The sequence below is a fragment of the Aeromonas sp. 600948 genome (assembly GCF_049174875.1).
Classification (GTDB): Bacteria; Pseudomonadota; Gammaproteobacteria; order Enterobacterales; family Aeromonadaceae; genus Aeromonas; species Aeromonas veronii_A.
The window spans coordinates 24,299-40,150 of sequence record NZ_JAAKTY010000025.1 but is presented as its reverse complement, the minus strand read 5'-3'; the positions used below and the strand labels follow the sequence as shown (position 1 = coordinate 40,150).

The window sequence follows — 15,852 nt, the reverse complement described above, 5'->3', positions numbered from 1 at the left end:
AGCACATTGTGGGTAACTGCCCCGCCAAGGTCAAAGGGGTGGCGCTACGTGCAACAAAAAATTCATTTTCAGCGCCGGGATCGCGATAATCTAGGAAGCCTGAACAGCAGGGGCGCTGCTGGTATCTACCAACGCATGTTGATGTTGCCGTGTAACGACCGGGCAGATGACCTGCCCTGTGCCCAGCCCATTGCCCAACTCATTGCACAACTTATTGCAAAACCAGGGATTTTCATGAGCAAACCGCAATACCTGCAGATCAAGGATGCCCTCGCCAACCAGATCCTGGCGGGGGGTCTGGCCCCCAACGACAAGCTCCCCTCCGAGCGGCTGCTGGGGGAACTCTATGGCACCACAAGGGTCACCATCCGCGAGGCACTGGTGCAGCTGGAGGCGAACGGCCTTATCTATCGGGAGGATCGCCGCGGCTGGTTCGTCACCCCGCCGCGCTTTCGCTTGAATCCCAGACGCACCTCCAACTTTCACCAGATAGTGCGGGAGCAAGGGGGTGAGCCGCGCACCGAGCTGCTGGAAAAAAACCGCCAGGCGGTGCCGCCCGCGTTGATGGCGCAGTTGCAGCTCAAGCCGTTCGACAGCCTGTTTCTGCTCAAACGGCTGCGCTACGCCAACGGGCGCGCTATCTGCTACTGCGAAAACCACTGCCTGCCAGAGCGGGTGCCCGGCCTGCTGGCACTGGATCTCAACGGCAGTCTGACCGAGATCTACCAGGCCCATTACGATCTCCACTATGCCCGCATGCAGGTGCGCTTCTTCCCCACCGCCCTGCCGGACGAGGTGGCCAAGGCGCTGGGGGCCACCGCTGGTCTGCCCGCCCTGCGCCTCGAGCGGCTCAACTTCGATCAGCACGGACGGGTGCTCGACTTCGATCTGGAGTACTGGCGCCACGACAGCCTGGAGATCGAAGTGGATACCCAGGATTAGTCACGGATAAATCAGGAACGGCAAAACGTCACGGGGCTGTCACGGTCACGTCATAAAGATCCCCTAGCCTCTCTCTCGACCAATCTGGTTTATACCAAACCAATTTAACTGGAGAAGAGGATGAAACAGGGAACCCATCTGCTGGCCGCCGCCGTGCTGGCTGCCATGACCGCCCCGGCACTGGCCGCGACCGATCTCACCGTCTACACCGCCTTCGAACCGGAGCAGCTCAACGAGCTGAAAACCGCGTTCGAACGCCAGCATCCGGACATCAACATCAAGTGGGTGCGTGACTCCACCGGCGTGGTCACCGCCCGCTTGCTGGCAGAAAAAGCCCAGCCCAAAGCGGATGTGGTATGGGGACTGGCGGCTACCAGCCTGATGCAGCTCGATCAGCAGCAGATGCTCAATGCCTATGCACCGAAAGGACTGGAGAAGCTCGACAGCCGCTTTCGCGACAGCAAGGCCGAGCCGCACTGGATCGGTCTGGACGCCTTCTTCAGCGCCATCTGCTTCAACAAGGTTGAGGCAGAAAAACAGGGGATCCCGGCCCCCACCAGCTGGGCCGACCTCACCAAGCCCATCTACAAGGGCAAGGTGATCATGCCCAACCCCAGCTCCTCCGGCACCGGTTACCTGAGCGTTGCGGGCTGGTTGCAGACCATGGGTGAGCAGCAGGGCTGGCAATTCATGAACGGCCTACACCAGAATATCGACCGTTACACCCACTCAGGCTCCGCCCCCTGCAAGCTGGCCGCCAGCGGTGAAACGGTGATCGGTATCTCCTTCGACTTCCCGGCCACCAGCCTCAAGGCCAAGGGTGCCCCCATCGAGGTGGTGTTCCCGAAAGAGGGGTCGGGCTGGGATATGGAAGCCGCCGCCATCATCAAGGGCACCCCCAAGCTGAAAGCCGCCAAACAGCTGCTCGACTTTGCCGCCACCGAACAGGCCAACGCCCTCTACAACAAGTCGTTCGCCGTGGTCGCCATCCCCGATGTGGCCCAACCGAGAGCGGGCTATCCGGCGGATATCAAAGGCCAGATGATCGACAATGACTTTAGCTGGGCAGCCCGCGAGCGCAACACCATTCTGGCCCAGTGGAGTGCCAGCTTCGACGGCAAGACCGAAGCCAAACAGTAAGCGTGAAGGGCGGCGGTTTGTTCACGCCAGACACACCGCTGCCAATAAACAGCCAGTCGAAGGCCAACAGCTGTTGGCCTTCGCTTTTTGGTTTTAACTTCCCGAGTTTGCATTGCCTTCAATTAGCGACGCTTCGCCCATCCACACAGGGCCCAGCCACTTGCTGACGACCCGATCTCATCTGACTGTCATCAAGCTGTCATCCCCCGATCACCTGACCGTCACACTTCACCCGCAAACTGGTATATACCAAATCAGTAGCGAGTCGAACCATGACCCAGCCCTATCTGGACATTCAACATCTCAACAAGCAGTTCGGTGCTTTTCAGGCCCTCAAGGGGATCTCTCTGACCATTGAGCCGGGGGAGTTTATCTGCTTTCTCGGCCCCTCCGGCTGCGGCAAAACCACCTTGCTCAGAGCCATCGCCGGCTTGGATCTGCCGGACAACGGCGAGATCTGGCAAGGGGGGCGCAATATCTCCCGCCTGCCGCCCCAGGAGCGCGATTTTGGCATCGTGTTTCAGTCCTATGCCCTCTTCCCCAACCTGACGGTGGCCCAGAACATCGCCTTCGGCCTTGAGAATCAGGGGCTGGCGCGGGATCTCATCAAGGAGCGGGTCGATCACTGGCTGGGGCTGGTGGATCTAACTGCCCAGTCCCACAAATACCCGAGCCAGATCTCCGGCGGCCAGCAGCAGCGGGTGGCGCTGGCCCGGGCGCTCGCCCTCTCCCCCGGTTTGTTGCTGCTGGACGAACCGCTCAGCGCGCTGGATGCACTGGTGCGCACCCATCTTCGCAGCGAGATCCGCGCCCTGCAGCAGCGCCTTGGCATCACCACCATCATGGTGACCCACGATCAGGAAGAGGCGCTGACCATGGCCGACCGCATCGTAGTGATGGAGGGCGGCCGCATCGTACAGGTGGGCACCCCGCAGGAGATCTACCACCAGCCTGCCAGCCGCTTCGTGGCAAGCTTTGTCGGCACCATGAACTTCCTCGAGACCCTGGTGCTGAGCCCCACTCAGGTGCGCCTCAACGAACAACCGCTGCAACTCGCCAACCAGGCCGCTGCCGGCAGCAAATTGCAGGTGGCGATCCGCCCCGAGGCGATCACCCTGAGTGCGCCGAGCGAGCCGTATCTTGGCCAACATGGCGTTGAAGCAACCATCGATCAGGTGGAGTTTCTCGGCGCCGCCCAGCGCCTTATCTGCACCGCCGACACCTATCTGGGCCCGCAGCAGATCCTGGTGGAGCGCCCGACCCACGAGCTGCCCCGCCACGAACAGGGTGGCTGGCGCAGCGGCATGCGCTGCTCGCTGCACTGGCCCGCCGGAGCGATGCAGCTGTTTGAAGGAGATCGCCCATGACAGCCCCCTTCGCGACCTCCTCCCTGTTGCCGCCAGCGACAGCCCGCCAAGACTCTCGCTGGCAGCGGCTCTGTCGCGGCTGGAGCCGGGATCAGCTGCTGCAACTGATCCTGCTGGTGCTCGGCATCGCCCTGCTCACCGGCGGTCTGCTGCTGCCACTGCTCACCATGCTGCAAAAAAGTCTGCAGGATGAGAACGGCCTCTGGGTGGGCCTTGCCAACTTCAGCGCCTACTTCGACTCCCCTCATCTGGGGCGCACCATCGGCAACACCCTCTGGCTCGGGGTGCTGATCACCGCGCTGGTGGTGACCATCGCCTTTGGCTACGCCTACGCCCTCACCCGCACCTGTATGCCGGGCAAGCCCCTGTTTCGCCTCATCGGTTTGATCCCGCTGTTGATGCCCTCCCTGTTGCCCGCCATCAGTCTGGTCTACTGGTTTGGCAATCAGGGGATCGCCAAGGGGCTGCTCGGCGGCGAGAGCATCTACGGCCCCATCGGCATCGTCATTGGCCTTGGCTTCTGGTGCTTCCCCCACGCCCTGATGATCCTTATCACGGCGCTGGGTCAGAGCGACGCCCGCCTCTATGAAGCCTCCCGGGTACTGGGCAGCAGCGGCTGGCGCACCTTTGTCACCGTCACCCTGCCTACCGCCCGTTATGGCCTGCTCAGCGCCGCCATCGCCGTCTTCACCCTCACCATCTGCGACTTCGGGGTAGCCAAGGTGATTGGCGGCCAGTACAGCGTGCTGGCTACCGATATCTACCGGCAGGTGATCGGGATGCAGAACTTCTCACTCGGCGCCGTTGCCAGCGTTACCCTGCTGCTGCCGGCACTGTTGAGCTTTGCACTCGAGCACAGAGTGCGCAGCAAGATGCAGGAGCAGAGCAGCACCAAGGCGGTGCCCTATCAACCCAAACCCCATCGGCTGCGGGATCTGCTGGCGCTCGGTTGGTGTACCCTCTGGGCCCTGCTGTTTCTGGCGCTGGTGGGGATGGCGGTTTACGGCTCGCTGGTACAGTTCTGGCCCTACAACCTCGGGCTGACGCTGGATCACTACGCCTTTGACAGCAACAGCGTCTACGGCTGGCAGCCATTTACCAACACCTTGCAGCTGGGCCTCTATACCGCGCTTATCGGCACCGTGCTGGTGATGGTGCTGGCCTGGGCGCAGGAGAAGGGGCGCCACTTCGCGCCGCTGCGCCAGCTGCTGCATCTGCTCGCCATGCTGTCGCTGGCGGTACCCGGCATGGTGCTGGGGCTCGGTTACATCTTCTTTTTCAACGGCAATCCGCTCTTTGGCGGCCTCTACGGCACCCTGCCACTAATGGTGCTCTCCTGCGTCATCCACTACTACACCGTGGGTCATATGACGGCGCTGACCAGCCTCAAGCAATTGCCCAAGGAGCTGGAGCTGGTGGCCATTTCTCTGCGCATTCCGCTCTGGAAGGCGTTCTGGCGAGTCACCCTGCCCGCCTCCCTGCCAGCGCTCTTGGAGATCTTTATCTATCTGTTCGTCAACGCCATGACCACCACCTCGGCGGTGATCTTCCTCTATTCGAGCGACAGCGTGCTCGCCTCCATCGCCGTGCTCAATATGGAGGATTCCGGCGATACCGCCGCGGCCGCCGCCATGGCCACCCTGATCCTGCTGGCCGCCGCTACCGTCAAGCTGCTCCAGCTCTTTTTGAGCCGCGCCCTGCTGGATCGCACCCAGCGCTGGCGCCACCCATAACCTTATCGAGGAGCCATCATGTCCACTCTTCCCTTCTGGCTGGCCGAAGCGCTCGCCGCCGAACAACCCGCGCCGCCCACGCCCCTAGTCGGCAACCACGAGGCCGATGTCTGCATCGTCGGTGGCGGCTTTACCGGGCTGTGGAGCGCCATCGCCCTTAAACAGGCCGAGCCCCACCTGCACGTCATAGTGCTGGAAAAAGATCGCTGCGGCAGCGGTGCCTCCGGGCGCAACGGCGGCTGCCTGCTCACCTGGTCGGCCAAATACCTGACCTTAAAGCGCCTGTTTGGCGAAGAGCAGGCCGCCTGGCTGGTACAAAGATCCGAGCAGGCGGTACACGAGATCGCCCACTTCTGCGAAACGCACAACATAGAAGCACAGCTGAGGGTCGAGGGCACCTGCTACACCGCCACCAGCGAAGCCCAGCGCGGCCTGATGGAGCCGGTATTGCAGGAACTCAAACGCGCAGACCTTAACCAGTGGCAAGTGATTGAAGAGGATAAACTGGCGAGCCAGAGCGGCTCCCACGTTCATCTGGAGGGGCTCTACAGCCCCCACGCGGGTTCGGTGCAACCGGCACTGCTGGTGCGCGGCCTGCTGCGGGTGGCGCGGGAACTGGGGGTCGAGGTCTATGAACACTCCCCCATGCGGCGCCTTGAGGCGGGCCAGCCTGCGCGGGTGCAAACGCCACAGGGCGAGGTGCGTGCCCGCAAGGTGCTGCTGGCCCTCAACAGCGCCATGGTGCAGCACTTTCGCGAGTTTCGCCGCAGCATAGTGCTGGTCTCCTCCGATATGGTGATAACCGACCCCGCGCCGGATGCACTGGCTGCCCAGCAGCTTGAGCACGGCCGCTCCGTGGTGGATGGCCGCACCTTTGTGCATTACTACCGCTCCACCCCGCAAGGGCGGCTGATGCTGGGCAAGGGGGGCAACACCTTCGCCTTTGCCAACCGCCATCTGGCCGAGTTCAATGCGCCGAGCCGTTATCTTGCCCCCCTCACCCGCACCCTGCACCGCTTCTTTCCGGCGCTTAAAGAGGTGCCCATCGCCGCCAGCTGGTGCGGCGCCTCCGACCGCTCGGTGGATGGCCTCCCCTTCTTCGGCCACTGGCGAGGGCAGCCCAATATTGTCTATGGCCTCGGCTACTCCGGCAACGGAGTGGCGCAAAGCTGGATCGGCGGCCAGATCCTGGCGGCCTTGGTGCGCGATGAGGTGCGGGAAGCGGACAAACCGTGGCGCGACTGCGCCCTAGTCAGCGGCCCGCGTGGCTACTTCCCGCCAGAGCCATTCCGCTGGCTGGGCGCCATGGCGGTGCGCAACGCCATCAGGCGCAAGGAGCGTGCGGAAGATGAAAACCGCCCGGTGGCCTGGTATGACAAACAGCTGGCCAAACTTGCCGATGCGGCGGGCAAGGCGGATAAATAGCCTTCCCAAGACCATATTTATTGAAACTGCCGCCCCTTGGGTCGGCAGTTTACAGGTGAAACCAGAGGGACATTATCAAGCAACATGACCAGCTGATTGACCCCTGCGTCAGCAGAATTGATGCATCAGCAGGACAGCTCCAGACAACGTTGACGCTGCGCAACAATCTTGGTTTGTTCAATTCTGGCGGCAGGCAATAACTATGACATACTCCCCCCCCCCATAATCCGAATTCGTGTCGCTTTTTAAAGTCAAGAGTTCAAAAAATCGCCACCAATCACCTTGTTAACAAATTTATTGATCTCCGACTGCTTTTTGTCTTCATTCAGTTTGCATAGTTCACTGCGTCAGTTACCATGCCTCAATTGAGGATAAACCGCCTTAGTTGATGTTGTTTTCTAAGGTTGCATTTTCAATAAAGATTATATTGGGTTGTGACTTTAAGAATTAGCTTTCGTTTGAGTGATTATTATATTTCATACTTACATGACATTTTGTATTAACTTTTTTGGTGTTATTTATGAGTCGCTGGATAGAAAATTTTGAAAAGCATCCCTTCCAAGATACTTGGTCTCAAATTGTATCGTTAAAAGATAGTATCAACTCAGATGATAAAACAGTCATCACCGATACAACTGAAATAGCAAGACTCAAGAAAGTTGTAGCATTTATAAATGAACTTTTATTAGCCTGCGACCCAGAATTAATACCAGAGCAAACATGGAGCAATTTTTCAAGCCAAGCTACTGCGTGTCTGCAAAGCATATCGAGCTTTAATAGCAGCCGAAATATTCAACATATCATTCAAGCCAACTCTAACTTGGATAATCTGTTAACTTATATACGCCCATACCAAGTAATAACAGGAAAGGCAGCTAGAGCGGCTAAAACAGCCTTTTCATCCTATACAAAAGAGATTTCTATAAGCCTAGACTCAATTAATAGAGAAATCACCACAAAATTTGACTCTATCCAATCTGACGCCGATTACCTGTTAGATGAAATTGAAAAAATAAAGAATAACGCAGCATCAGAACTGGAAAACTGCGAAATAATTAGTGAAAAAATCACAAACCTAGATGAAGATTATTTTAATAACTCCGTGAACAAAAGTTTAAAGACTAGGATGGAAGAGTTTGAGTCAGAAATAACTCAAGCCCATGAAAAAATACTGAATTTCTCTGAAATTCTCTTTGAGGGAACTTCAACCGATGACTCTGTAGAACAGAAAATAAAAGTTGCTCTCGATAATATAGAGTCAGATGCGAAAGAAAGCGCATCCCAACTTGTAAAGCTCAGGTCAAAGATTGATGACTTCAGTAATTATTACAATCTAGTTTTTGGTGAACTTCAGGATGATGAAAATAGAAAAGGAGGATTGAAATCAGAAATTGACACTAGAAAAAAAGAACTAGAAAAATTCAAAGAAACTCAAGAGTTAAAATATAAAACTCTTGTTGAAGAGATAGAGAGTTTACTCCCTAGTGCAACTAGCGCTGGTTTAGCAAGCGCATATAGAGAAATGAAAGTCAGCTTTGATGGTCCGATTATTCAAAACACAATAATATTCTACGGTACAATTGCCTGTTTAATTTTTACTGCACTTGTATCAATGACTCAAGAGCTTGGTTGGTTTTATATAAAGTTTCATAACATTCCAGAATTAACAACATTGGCCTCTAATATTTTATATAAAGCACCGATAATTATACCTGTAATTTGGTTAGCGTTGTTCTCATCAAAAAGAAGAAGTGAAGCATTACGTTTACAGCAAGAATATGCGCATAAGGAAGCCTTGGCAAAATCATTCCAAAATTTCAAGGCTCAAATTGAGGCGTTAGGGGAGGAAACCCCTGTACTCATGAATAAACTTCTTGAGGCAGCCATTGATGCTGTATCAAAAAATGCATCAGACACATTAGATAAGAAGCATGGGGACAAGACACCTGTTCATCAAACACTTGATGGAGCACTTGACTCATTAGGAAAGATAAAGGCTTTATTCGAATCTAAAAAACCTTAACCATAGTTAAAATTATATTGTAAGTTCGAATCGCAAAAAGCTAATTCGTGCTTACGATAAAGAAGAACGTATCCATCATAATAAAAACGCCGCCCATCGGGCGGCATTTTTATTAGAGATAACGGGCTAACGGGAATTACCAGCCGGTTACTTCGCGCAGGGCCTTGCCGATATCGGCCAGGGAGCGGACGGTTTTCACGCCAGCATCTTCCAGCGCGGCAAACTTCTCGGCGGCAGTACCCTTGCCACCGGAGATGATGGCGCCAGCGTGGCCCATCCGCTTGCCGGGAGGGGCAGTAACACCCGCGATATAGGAGACCACCGGCTTGGTGACGTGGGCCTTGATATAGGCAGCCGCGTCCTCCTCGGCGTTGCCGCCGATCTCGCCGATCATCACGATCGCTTCGGTCTGCGGGTCGTTCTGGAACATCTCCAGAATGTCGATAAAGTTGGAACCCGGGATGGGGTCGCCACCGATACCGACGCAGGTGGACTGGCCAAAGCCCTCGTCAGTGGTCTGCTTGACCGCTTCGTAGGTCAGGGTGCCGGAGCGGGAGACGATACCCACCTTGCCCGGCTTGTGAATGTGGCCCGGCATGATGCCGATCTTGCACTCACCCGGAGTGATCACACCCGGGCAGTTGGGGCCGATCATCCGTACGCCGGTCTCTTGCAGCTTCACTTTGACGTCCAGCATATCCAGCGTCGGGATGCCTTCGGTGATGGTGACAATCAGCTTGATGCCCGCGTCGATCGCTTCCAGGATCGCGTCCTTGCAGAACGGTGCCGGAACATAGATGACGGAGGCAGTAGCGCCGGTCGCTTCGACCGCGTCACGGACGGTGTTGAACACCGGCAGGCCCAGATGGGTGGTGCCACCCTTGCCTGGGGAGACGCCGCCCACCAGCTGGGTACCATAGGAGAGCGCCTGCTCGGAGTGGAAAGTACCCTGACCGCCGGTAAAGCCCTGGCAGATGACTCGGGTGTCCTTGTTGATCAGTACGCTCATCAGTTGGCCTCCGCTGCTTTGACGACTTGCTGCGCGGCATCGGTCAGACTCTTGGCCGCAATGATGTTGAGGCCGCTCTCGGCCAGCTTGATACCACCCAGCTCGGCGTTGTTGCCTTCCAGACGGACCACGACGGGCACCTTGACCCCCACTTCCTTGACCGCACCTATGATGCCTTCCGCGATCATGTCGCAGCGCACGATGCCGCCGAAGATATTGACCAGCACCGCTTTGACGTTGCTGTCGGAGAGGATGATCTTGAACGCCTCGGTCACCCGCTCCTTGGTGGCACCACCACCAACGTCAAGGAAGTTGGCCGGCTTGCCGCCATGCAGGTTGACGATGTCCATGGTGCCCATGGCCAGACCCGCGCCGTTCACCATGCAGCCGATGTTGCCATCGAGGGCCACATAGTTCAGCTCCCACTGGGCGGCGTGCGCTTCGCGGGGGTCATCCTGAGACGGGTCGTGCATTTCGCGCAGCTTGGGCTGACGATACAGTGCGTTGGCGTCGATGTTGATCTTGCCATCCAGGCAGTGCAGGTTGCCCTGCGCGGTGATCACCAGCGGGTTGATCTCCAGCAGCGCGAAATCGCAATCCAGGAACATCTGGCCCAGCCCCATGAAGATCTTGGTGAACTGTTTGATCTGATCGCCGACCAGACCCAGTTTGAAGGCCAGTTCGCGGGCCTGATAAGCCTGCGGACCCACCAACGGATCGATAGCCGCCTTGTGGATCAGATGGGGGGTTTCGTGGGCGATCTTCTCGATATCCACGCCACCTTCAGTAGAGGCCATGAAGACCACGCGGCGCGAACCACGGTCAACCACGGCGCCCAGGTAGAGCTCTTTGGCGATGTCGGTGCAAGATTCCACCAGGATCTTGGTGACCGGCTGGCCGTTGGCGTCGGTCTGGTAGGTCACCAGATTTTTGCCAAGCCAGTTTTGGGCAAAAGCACGGATCTCATCCTTGCTCTTGGCCACTTTCACGCCGCCCGCTTTACCGCGGCCACCGGCGTGTACCTGGCATTTGACGACCCAGGTATTGCCGCCAATCTTGTCGGCCGCTTCGGCCGCTTCTTGTGGGGTAGCACAGGCATAACCTTCGGAGACCGGCAGGCCATACTCGGCAAACAGCTGTTTTGCCTGATATTCATGCAGATTCATAGATGCTCTATCCGTGTTGTAGGTATTTCCGTCCGGGGCTGGTGTTTCTCAATCCCCTGTGAATGGGGGCCTGGGCGGCCCCTCGTTATCTTTCAATCGCTCGGGTATTACTCAAACGTCCAACAGCACACTCAGCTCGGGGCGCAAACCCCTTGCCCGGGTGCCACAGGCTTAGACGTCCAGCAACAGACGGGTCGGGTCTTCCAGCAGCTCCTTGACGGAGACCAGGAAGCCTACCGATTCGCGTCCGTCGATGAGACGGTGATCGTAGGAGAGCGCCAGATACATCATCGGCAGGATCTCGACCTTGCCGTCAACGGCCATCGGGCGATCCTGGATCTTGTGCATGCCCAGAATGGCGCTCTGGGGCGGGTTGATGATCGGGGTGGACATCAGGGAGCCGAACACGCCACCGTTGGTGATGGTGAAGTTGCCGCCAGTCAGTTCATCCACGGTCAGCTTGCCGTCACGGCCCTTGCCCGCCAGATCCTTGATGGCCTTCTCAATGTCCGCCAGGCTCATGTTGTCGCAGTCGCGCAGCACCGGCGTCACCAGACCACGGGGGGTAGAGACGGCGATGCTGACGTCGAAGTAGTTGTGATAAACCACGTCATCACCATCGAGCGCCGCGTTCACTTCCGGATAGCGCTTGAGGGACTCCACCACCGCCTTCACGTAGAAGGACATAAAGCCGAGCTTGATGCCGTGCTTCTTCTCGAAGATCTCGCCGTACTGCTTGCGCAGATCCATGATGGGCTTCATGTTGACCTCGTTGAAGGTGGTCAGCATGGCGGTGGTGTTTTTCGCTTCCAGCAGACGCTCGGCGATGCGCTTACGCAGACGGGTCATCGGTACCCGCTTCTCGCTGCGACCGGCCAGTGCGGCAACCGGAGCGACCGGAGCCGCAGCAACGGGAGCGGCGGCTGCAGGCTTGCTCAGGGCCTTGATGTAGGCTTCCACATCATCCTTGGTGATGCGACCGCCCTTGCCGGTGCCGGTCAGCTTGGCCACGTCGATGTCGTGCTCGCCAATCAGACGACGCACCGAGGGACTCAGGCCATCGGCGCCATCATCGGCCACCGCTTCGGCCGGCTTCTCCTTGGTCTCTTCACCGGCTACGGCAGCCGCCTTGATGGTGGCAATCAGCTGGCGGGAGAGGACGGTCGCCCCCTCTGCCTGCAGGATGTCGCCCAGCACGCCAGCTTGCGGTGCCGGTACTTCCAGCACCACCTTGTCGGTCTCGATGTCGACCAGCACTTCATCACGGGCAACCAGATCACCCGGCTTCTTGTGCCAGGTGGCAATGGTGGCATCCGCCACTGATTCCGGCAGATCCGGTACCTTGATCTCGATAGTCATCTAATCAGTTCCTTGTTACTTCTTGTTCAGGGCTTAGGCCAGAGTAAGGGCATCTTCCACCAAGGCTTTTTGCTGCTTGGCGTGGACAGACATGTAACCGACGGCCGGCGAGGCTGACGCGGGGCGACCGGCATAACGCAGGGTGGCTCCGGCTGGCAGCACGCCATCGTAATGGTGACGGGTGCAGTACCAAGCGCCCTGGTTCTGCGGCTCTTCCTGACACCAGACAAAGTCGGTGACGTGGCTGTAATCGGCCAGAATGGCGCGCACTTCCTCTTCCGGGAAGGGGTAGAGCTGCTCAATTCGCACCAGTGCCACATCTTGCTGCTCGGCCTTGCGACGGGCATCGAGCAGGTCGTAGTAGACCTTGCCGGAGCAGAAGACCACGCGCTTGACCGCTTTCGGATCCAGCGCATCGATCTCGCCGATGGCGTTCTGGAAGGTACCTTCCGCCAGCTCTTCGAGCTTGCTCACCGCCAACGGGTGGCGCAGCAGGGATTTGGGCGTCATCACGATGAGCGGACGGCGCATCGGACGTACCACCTGACGACGCAGCATATGGAACACCTGCGCCGGGGTTGAGGGCACGCACACCTGCATGTTGTGCTGAGCGCACATCTGCAGATAACGCTCCAGACGGGCGGAGGAGTGCTCCGGGCCCTGCCCTTCGTAACCGTGCGGCAGCAGCATGGTCAGGCCGCACATCCGGCCCCACTTCTGCTCACCGGAGGAGAGGAACTGATCCACAACCACCTGAGCACAGTTGGCGAAGTCGCCGAACTGGGCTTCCCAGATGGTGAGGCCAGCCGGCTCGGCGCTGGCGTAACCATATTCAAAGGCCAGTACCGCGTTCTCGGTCAGCACAGAGTCATACACCTCGAACGGACCCTGCTCGTCGTGCAGGTTGCACAGCGGGGTGTAGGTGCTGGCATCGGTCTGGCTGTGCAGCACGGCGTGGCGGTGGAAGAAGGTGCCACGGCCGGAATCTTCACCGGTAAAGCGGATGCGGGACCCCTTGTCCACCAGAGTGGCGTAGGCCAGGGTTTCGGCAAAGCCCCAATCCACCAGCTTCTCACCCGCGGCCATCAGACGGCGGTCTTCATAAATTTTCTCGACCTGACGCTGCAGCACGTGGGTCGCCGGATACTGGCTCACCCGCTCGCCGAGGCTCTTGAGGTGATCCATCGGCACGGCACTCTCATAGGCCATGTTCCAGTCGTGGCCCAGATAAGGGGTCCAGTCGACGGAGTGCAGCTCCATCGGCCGCCACTCCTTGCTCACCCGCTCGCCGCGATCCAGCGCTTCACGATACTCGTTGACCAGTTCGGTCGCCCGCTCCTGAGCGAGGCTCCCCTCGGCCACCAGCTGATCGGCGTAGATCTTGCGCGGGGTCGGGTGCTGCTTGATCTTCTGGTACATCAAAGGCTGGGTCGCGCTCGGCTCATCCGCTTCGTTGTGGCCGTGACGACGGTAGCAGACCAGCTCGATCACCACGTCGCGTTTGAAGGTATTGCGGTAATCCAGCGCAATCTGGGTCACCAGCACCACGGCTTCCGGATCATCCCCGTTGACATGCAGCACCGGCGCCTGCACCGCCTTGGCGATGTCGGTGCAATATTCGGTGGAGCGCAGGTCACGGATATAGGAGGTGGTGAAACCAACCTGGTTGTTGATGACGATGCGCACCGTCCCGCCGACACCATAGGCGCGGGTCTGGGACATGTTGAAGGTCTCGGCCACCACGCCCTGACCGGCCATGGCCGAGTCACCGTGAATGGTGATGGGCAACACGCTGGAGCCATCCTTGTCACCGCGACGATCCATACGGGCACGGACCGAGCCGATGACCACAGGGTTGACGATTTCGAGGTGAGAGGGGTTGAAGGCGAGCGCCAGGTGGACGTTGCCGCCCGGGGTGGCGAAGTCGGAAGAGAAGCCCATGTGGTACTTCACATCACCGGTACCCCAGGATTCGCCGTGCTTGCCGGCAAACTCGTCGAACAGATCCTGCGCACGTTTACCGAGCACGTTGATCAGCACGTTGAGACGACCGCGGTGTGCCATACCGATAACGGCCTCTTTGCAGCCCTGCTCACCGGCGCGACGGATCAGCTCCTTGAGCATGGGGATCATGGCGTCGCCACCTTCCAGCGAGAAGCGCTTGGCTCCCGGGAACTTGGCGCCAAGATATTTCTCCAGCCCTTCGGCGGCGGTCAGGCTCTCGAGGAAACGGGTCTTCTCTTCGAGGGTGTAGCTCCCCTTCCCTTCAATGGATTCGAGACGCTGTTGCAGCCAGCGCTTCTCTTCCGTGGAGGTGAGGTGCATGTAGTCGGCGCCTATGCTGCCGCAATAGGTCTTCTTCAGCGAGGCGTAGAGGTCGGAGAGCACCATGGTCTCGCGACCGATGGCGTAGGAGCCCACATTGAAGGTGGCCTCCATATCTGCGCCCTGCAGGTTGTGAAACGCAGGATCCAGTTCGGCAACGGTTTCACGCTGCCACAGGCCCAGCGGGTCCAGATTGGCATTCTGGTGACCACGGAAACGGAAGGCGTTGATCAGCTGCAATACCCGCACCTGCTTGGCATCCACTTGCGGATCGGAGACGGGGGCACTGTAGCGAGAGGGATCCTTGGCCAGACGACGGAAATAATCGCGGACCTGGGAGTGGGGTTGTTCAACCGCATGGCCATTGACCTGGGGCAGCTCGCTAAACAGGCTGCGCCACTCGTCGGACACGGAGTCAGGATTTTCCAGGAAGGATTCGTACAAATCCTCGATATAGCTTGCATTCGCACCAGCCAGGTGAGATGACTCCAACCAGGCCTTCATCACGCCGTTATGCATTTCTATCCCTTGTACTTCTTGTTACTGCTACGCAGCTTGTAGGGTTCAAACAGCCATCCTGCCACGGGTGGGATGGCTATCCGGAAGTCGGGCCAGCACAGGGCCGGCCCAAATACTAAACAGCCCGATTGAGCAACATCGACTTGATCTGGCCAATCGCCTTGGTCGGGTTCAAGCCTTTCGGACAGACGTTCACGCAGTTCATGATGCCGTGGCAGCGGAACACGCTGAAGGCGTCGTCCAGATTACCCAGCCGTTCGGTGGTCGCGGTGTCGCGGCTGTCAGCCAGCCAGCGGTAGGCGGCAAGCAGCCCGGCCGGACCGATGAACTTGTCGGGGTTCCACCAGAAGGAGGGGCAAGAGGTGGAGCAGCAGGCACAAAGAATACACTCGTACAGGCCATCCAGCTTGGCACGCTCTTCGGGGGATTGCAGGTGCTCACGCACCGGCGGCAACTTGTCTTCATTGATGAGGAAGGGTTTGACCTTCTCCCACTGGGCGTAGAACTGGGTCATGTCGATCACCAGATCACGGATCACCGGCAGGCCGGGCAAGGGGCGGATAACGACCTTGTTGCCCTTCTTCAGCAAATCGGAGAGCGGGGTGATGCAGGCAAGACCGTTCTTGCCATTCATGTTGAGACCGTCAGATCCACAAACCCCTTCGCGGCAGGAGCGGCGGAAGGCAAGCGTGGGATCCAGCTCTTTCAACTGGATCAGTGCATCGAGCACCATCATGTCGGAACCTTCAGGAATATCAAGATGATAATCCTTCATATGGGGGACGTTATCAACATCCGGATTGTATCTGTAGACAGAGAATGTGACGTTCATAGGGCTGGCTCC

Annotated in this window: 11 protein-coding genes; 6 read left to right on the top strand and 5 right to left on the bottom strand. The window is 58.2% G+C overall.

The annotated features are described in order from the left end of the window. Positions 1 to 234: 234 nt before the first annotated feature. The 6 genes from phnR (at position 235) to G5182_RS17615 (ending at position 8,630) form a co-directional block, all read left to right on the top strand. Positions 235 to 942, top strand: a complete 708-nt coding sequence (gene phnR / locus G5182_RS17640) for a phosphonate utilization transcriptional regulator PhnR (protein WP_421254579.1) — start codon at positions 235 to 237, stop codon at positions 940 to 942. 120 nt (positions 943 to 1,062) lie between these two features. Then, positions 1,063 to 2,082 carry a putative 2-aminoethylphosphonate ABC transporter substrate-binding protein gene (locus tag G5182_RS17635; protein WP_421254578.1) on the top strand — a complete coding sequence of 340 codons (1,020 nt, stop codon included), beginning with the start codon at positions 1,063 to 1,065 and terminating at the stop codon, positions 2,080 to 2,082. 272 nt (positions 2,083 to 2,354) lie between these two features. Next, entirely contained in the window at positions 2,355 to 3,449 is a 1,095-nt protein-coding gene (locus G5182_RS17630; RefSeq protein ID WP_042080961.1) for a putative 2-aminoethylphosphonate ABC transporter ATP-binding protein, read from the top strand. Then, positions 3,446 to 5,182 (top strand): putative 2-aminoethylphosphonate ABC transporter permease subunit, encoded by a 1,737-nt coding sequence (locus G5182_RS17625; protein WP_421254577.1) that lies wholly within the window; start codon positions 3,446 to 3,448, stop codon positions 5,180 to 5,182. Before G5182_RS17630 ends, G5182_RS17625 begins: the two co-directional genes overlap by 4 nt. 18 nt (positions 5,183 to 5,200) lie before the next feature. After that, positions 5,201 to 6,607, top strand: coding sequence for an FAD-dependent oxidoreductase (locus G5182_RS17620; RefSeq protein WP_227342706.1), 1,407 nt, complete (start codon positions 5,201 to 5,203; stop codon positions 6,605 to 6,607). A gap of 520 nt (positions 6,608 to 7,127) precedes the next feature. After that, positions 7,128 to 8,630, top strand: coding sequence for a hypothetical protein (locus tag G5182_RS17615; protein ID WP_227342704.1), 1,503 nt, complete (start codon positions 7,128 to 7,130; stop codon positions 8,628 to 8,630). A 136-nt stretch (positions 8,631 to 8,766) separates the two neighbouring features. Here G5182_RS17615 and sucD read toward each other — a convergent pair whose 3' ends face one another. The 5 genes from sucD to G5182_RS17590 form a co-directional block, all read right to left on the bottom strand. Then, the gene (sucD, locus tag G5182_RS17610; protein WP_005333542.1) at positions 8,767 to 9,639 is read right to left on the bottom strand and encodes a succinate--CoA ligase subunit alpha; all 873 of its coding nucleotides are present in this window, start codon (positions 9,637 to 9,639) and stop codon (positions 8,767 to 8,769) included. Next, positions 9,639 to 10,805, bottom strand: a complete 1,167-nt coding sequence (gene sucC, locus G5182_RS17605) for an ADP-forming succinate--CoA ligase subunit beta (protein WP_005361097.1) — start codon at positions 10,803 to 10,805, stop codon at positions 9,639 to 9,641. The genes sucD and sucC overlap by 1 nt, the downstream gene beginning before the upstream one ends. 171 nt (positions 10,806 to 10,976) lie before the next feature. Continuing rightward, a complete protein-coding gene (gene odhB, locus G5182_RS17600) occupies positions 10,977 to 12,164 on the bottom strand; it encodes a 2-oxoglutarate dehydrogenase complex dihydrolipoyllysine-residue succinyltransferase (protein WP_041210302.1) in 1,188 nt (395 codons plus the stop codon). Positions 12,165 to 12,197: 33 nt separating this feature from the next. Next, complete coding sequence (gene sucA / locus G5182_RS17595) at positions 12,198 to 15,008, bottom strand: 2-oxoglutarate dehydrogenase E1 component (protein WP_164536650.1); 2,811 nt, start codon at positions 15,006 to 15,008, stop codon at positions 12,198 to 12,200. A gap of 115 nt (positions 15,009 to 15,123) precedes the next feature. Next, positions 15,124 to 15,840, bottom strand: a complete 717-nt coding sequence (locus tag G5182_RS17590) for a succinate dehydrogenase iron-sulfur subunit (RefSeq protein ID WP_216978904.1) — start codon at positions 15,838 to 15,840, stop codon at positions 15,124 to 15,126. Between the last annotated feature and the right edge of the window lie 12 nt (positions 15,841 to 15,852).

What these genes read in the sequence shown, in the direction of transcription:
- phnR (WP_421254579.1), top strand. Translation starts at nt 235, where the DNA reads ATGAGCAAACCGCAATACCTGCAGATCAAGGATGCCCTCGCCAACCAG.
- G5182_RS17635 (WP_421254578.1), top strand. Translation starts at nt 1,063, where the DNA reads ATGAAACAGGGAACCCATCTGCTGGCCGCCGCCGTGCTGGCTGCCATG.
- G5182_RS17630 (WP_042080961.1), top strand. Translation starts at nt 2,355, where the DNA reads ATGACCCAGCCCTATCTGGACATTCAACATCTCAACAAGCAGTTCGGT.
- G5182_RS17625 (WP_421254577.1), top strand. Translation starts at nt 3,446, where the DNA reads ATGACAGCCCCCTTCGCGACCTCCTCCCTGTTGCCGCCAGCGACAGCC.
- G5182_RS17620 (WP_227342706.1), top strand. Translation starts at nt 5,201, where the DNA reads ATGTCCACTCTTCCCTTCTGGCTGGCCGAAGCGCTCGCCGCCGAACAA.
- G5182_RS17615 (WP_227342704.1), top strand. Translation starts at nt 7,128, where the DNA reads ATGAGTCGCTGGATAGAAAATTTTGAAAAGCATCCCTTCCAAGATACT.
- sucD (WP_005333542.1), bottom strand. Translation starts at nt 9,639, where the DNA reads ATGAGCGTACTGATCAACAAGGACACCCGAGTCATCTGCCAGGGCTTT.
- sucC (WP_005361097.1), bottom strand. Translation starts at nt 10,805, where the DNA reads ATGAATCTGCATGAATATCAGGCAAAACAGCTGTTTGCCGAGTATGGC.
- odhB (WP_041210302.1), bottom strand. Translation starts at nt 12,164, where the DNA reads ATGACTATCGAGATCAAGGTACCGGATCTGCCGGAATCAGTGGCGGAT.
- sucA (WP_164536650.1), bottom strand. Translation starts at nt 15,008, where the DNA reads ATGCATAACGGCGTGATGAAGGCCTGGTTGGAGTCATCTCACCTGGCT.
- G5182_RS17590 (WP_216978904.1), bottom strand. Translation starts at nt 15,840, where the DNA reads ATGAACGTCACATTCTCTGTCTACAGATACAATCCGGATGTTGATAAC.